Annotated in this window: 4 protein-coding genes; 3 read left to right on the plus strand and 1 reads right to left on the minus strand. The window is 70.4% G+C overall.

Annotation, left to right across the window (positions count from 1 at the left end; translation table 11 throughout):
- On the plus strand, positions 1-615 hold a 615-nt coding region (locus ACFWYW_RS59105), incomplete at its 5' end, for a CU044_5270 family protein (protein WP_379628207.1).
- A gap of 263 nt (positions 616-878) precedes the next feature.
- Here ACFWYW_RS59105 and ACFWYW_RS59110 read toward each other — a convergent pair.
- Positions 879-1190 (minus strand): hypothetical protein, encoded by a 312-nt coding sequence (locus tag ACFWYW_RS59110; protein ID WP_379628209.1) that lies wholly within the window; start codon positions 1188-1190, stop codon positions 879-881.
- Positions 1191-1251: 61 nt separating this feature from the next.
- Here ACFWYW_RS59110 and ACFWYW_RS59115 point away from each other — a divergent pair, with 61 nt between their 5' ends.
- Both ACFWYW_RS59115 and ACFWYW_RS59120 read left to right on the plus strand, forming a co-directional pair.
- Complete coding sequence (locus ACFWYW_RS59115) at positions 1252-2130, plus strand: ATP-binding cassette domain-containing protein (protein WP_379628211.1); 879 nt, start codon at positions 1252-1254, stop codon at positions 2128-2130.
- Positions 2127-3522 (plus strand): ABC transporter permease (locus ACFWYW_RS59120; RefSeq protein ID WP_379628213.1); only part of this gene is annotated, 1396 nt, incomplete at its 3' end. The genes ACFWYW_RS59115 and ACFWYW_RS59120, both read left to right, overlap by 4 nt.

A 3522-nucleotide genomic window follows, 5' to 3' on the forward strand; every position in this document is an offset into this window, starting at 1 on the left:
CGCACGATCTGGCTGCCGGTCGAGGGCAGCGCGGTCAAGGGAGTCCTGCAGGAGGAGATCCTTGCGCCGCTGCCGTATCCGGGGCGCACGCTCCCGCCAGCTGCGCGAGCGGAGCAGGCGCTGGTGGGCAAGCCCGGCCGTCCGGAGCGGGCGGCCGACTTCGATGACCGTGCCGAGTTTCTGCGCAACGACTACGCCTATGTCAGCAAGCTGCCTTCCGACACCGAGGGCATGCGCGAGCACCTCTACACGCAGGTGCCCAACGATGGATTGCAGGACTACGAGGCGTGGAACCGGGTCGGCGGGCTGCTCCAGGAGTCCTATCTGCCCGCCGCGCAGCGGGCCGCGCTCTTCCGCGCGGCGGCCACGATTCCCGGGGTGGTGACGGTGAAAGAGGCGCAGGACGCCGCGGGGCGCACCGGCATAGCCGCGGCGATGGTCTCGCCCAACGGGGTCAGGGAGGAGTACATCTTCGACCGGAAGACCTACGACTATCTCGGACGCCGGGGGGTGGTCGTGGACGCGAACGTGGCCGATGCTCCGGTTGGGAGCGTGGTGTCGTCGAGCGCGCAGTTGAAGGCGAGCGTCGCCGACAGCGCACCGACCGTGCAGTAAGACGACGCGACGGGCCTCGGGCAGACGGCATGGAAGGAACCCATAGCGCTTGGAAACTCACACGTAGCGCCTGACCTGCAATGACGCGACAACCCCGCAACTCCTGTTGAACAGTCGCTCAACAGGAGTTGAGCGCATGCTCAACCATGAGTGATCGATACAGGAGAAGCTGCAGCTCGGCATAGGTGGATGGATTTTCGGCACTCAGAGGACGTTCTGCTTGCTCGAGCGATAGTTCATGGATTGTGCAAGGCTATGGTGATTTAGCCGGTTGCTCGCTTCGCGAGGTTCGCGATCATCGCGAGGCGGATCATGCTCTCGGTGTCTGCGGGCTTGGTCTCGTAATCGCGGGCCAGGACGGCACCGCCAGTCGCCGCCTCCACGAAATGCGGGATTTCTACGCCTACATGACCGACCACCTGATTCCCCTCATCGACAGGTGGCGAGAGAGGTACACCGCAGAGCACGACTGAACCGATCTCCCAATAGGCCGCAAAGCACCGAGGACGAAACGCCGCTGTCTGATTCGCGTCAAGGTCCGTCTGGTGCGGCGGATCGGGCGCTGTTAACGTCATGGGTGGAGCGCCGGGAAGCCTGGTCGGCAACGTCATATCCGTCCGACCGCCGGAGGCGCCCGTGCCTGCCGTACTCATCGATGGCCTGATCAAGTCGTTCGGCCCCGTCCGTGCGCTGGACGGTCTCGACCTGACCGTACGGACCGGAGAGGTCCACGGTTTCCTTGGTCCCAACGGCGCGGGAAAGACCACCGCGTTGCGCATCCTGCTCGGCCTGCTGCGCGCCGACTCCGGCCACGCCGAGCTGCTGGGCGGCCATCCCTGGCAGGACGCGGTCGAGCTGCACAAGCGGCTGGCCTACGTGCCCGGCGACGTGGTGTTGTGGCCGGCCTTGTCCGGCGGTGAGGCCATTGACCTGCTCGGACGGCTGCGCGGTGGGCTCGACCGGCGGCGCAAACAGGCGCTGCTGGAGCGCTTCGACCTCGACCCGACCAAGAAGGGCCGCGCCTACTCCAAGGGCAACCGGCAGAAGGTCGCCCTGATCGCGGCCTTGGCCTCCGACGTGGAACTGCTGCTCCTGGACGAGCCGACCGCGGGACTCGACCCGCTCATGGAAGCCGCCTTCCGCGCATGCATCACCGAGGAACGCGGCAACGGCCGCACCGTTCTGCTGTCCAGCCACATCCTGTCCGAGGTCGAAGCGCTCTGCGACCGGGTGAGCATCATCCGCGCCGGACGCGTCGTGCAAAGCGGCACCCTGGCCCAGCTACGGCACCTGACCAGGACGACCGTGACCGCCGACCTCGACCTGGTCCCCGAGGACATGCCCGGCGTGCACGACCTGACCGTCGACGGCTCCAGCGTCACCTTCGAAGTCGAGCCCGACCGGCTGCGCGAGATCCTGCCACTGCTCGCCGAGGCGGGTGTGCGCGGCCTGACCTGCCGGCCCGCCACGCTGGAAGAGCTGTTCCTGCGCCACTACCAGGCCACCACCCCATGACCGGCACGCTCGCTCTGGTACGGCTGGCGCTGCGCCGTGACCGCCTCCTGCTGCCCGGGTGGATCCTGGTGATCGCCGGTGCCGTCGCGGGCACGGCCTCGGCCATCGCCGAGCTGTATCCCGGGATGACGCAGCGGATCGCGCTGGGCGCGAGCATCGGCTCCACCCCCGCCCTGCAGGCGATCACCGGCCCGGTCTACGACGCGACCTCGGTGGGCGGGCTGACCGCCTGGCGTGCCACCACCATCACCGCCGTCCTGGCCGCGCTGATGAACGTTCTGCTGGTCATCCGCCACACCCGTGCCGAAGAGGAGAGCGGCCGGGCCGAGCTCGTGGGTGCCTGCGTGGTCGGGCGGCACGCGCTCCCGGCCGCCGCGCTCGTGGTGACCGGCGGGACGAACCTGCTGATCGCCATGCTCCTCACGGCCGTGCTGGCCGGGCAGGGCCTGCCGGTCCCGGGCGCGCTCGCCTTCGGGCTGGGCATCGCCGGAACCGGATGGGTCTTCGCCGGAGTCGCCGCGGTCACGGCGCAGCTCACCGAGCACGCCCGCACCGCCAACGGGCTCGCCGTAGCGGCGCTGGGTCTGGCCTTCCTGCTGCGTGCCGCGGGAGACGCGGCCGGGATCGAGGCACTTTCCTGGGCTTCACCGCTGGCCTGGGCCCACCGGGTGCGCGCCTTCGCCGGCGAGCGCTGGTGGGTGCTCGGGCTGGCCGCCGTGACCGGGCCGGCCCTGATGGCCGTCGCCGCGGCGCTGACCAGACGGCGCGACCTCGGCGCCGGAGCGCTGCCGCCCCGCCGCGGGCCGGCCGACGCGCCGCCGTACCTGAGCAGCCCGCTGGGCCTGGCCTGGCGGCTGCACCGCGGCGGCGCGCTGGGCTGGACGGCGGGCTTCGCCGTCATGGGAGCGCTGTTCGGAACGCTGGCGCAGAGCGCCGGGCAGATCGTGCGGGACAACCCGCAACTCGCCGCCGTCCTCGACCGGCTCGGCGGCGAAGGAGTGCTGACCGACACCTTCCTGGCCACCGTGTTCGCAATGATGGGCCTGGTCGCGGGCGGCTTCGCCGTCCAGGCCGTGCTGCGGCTCCAGAGCGAGGAGAGCGCCCTGCGGGCCGAACAGGTGCTCAGCGCCGCCGTGCCCCGCAGCCGATGGGCCGTCAGCCACCTGCTGATGGCCTTCACCGGCGCGACGGTGATGCTCACGACGGCCGGGCTGGCTCTCGGGCTGGCCCACGGCATCCGCATCGGGCAGCCCGGCGAAATGGCACGTCTGGCCGCGGCGGCGTGGGTGCAGGCACCCGCCGTGTGGGTGACGGCCGGACTGGCCATGCTCCTGTACGGCCTGCTCCCCCGGCTGACCGCACTCACCTGGGCCGCGCTCGTCGCCTTCGCCC

Origin of the sequence: Nonomuraea sp. NPDC059023, assembly GCF_042740095.1 — a bacterium.
Lineage (GTDB): Bacteria > Actinomycetota > Actinomycetes > Streptosporangiales > Streptosporangiaceae > Nonomuraea.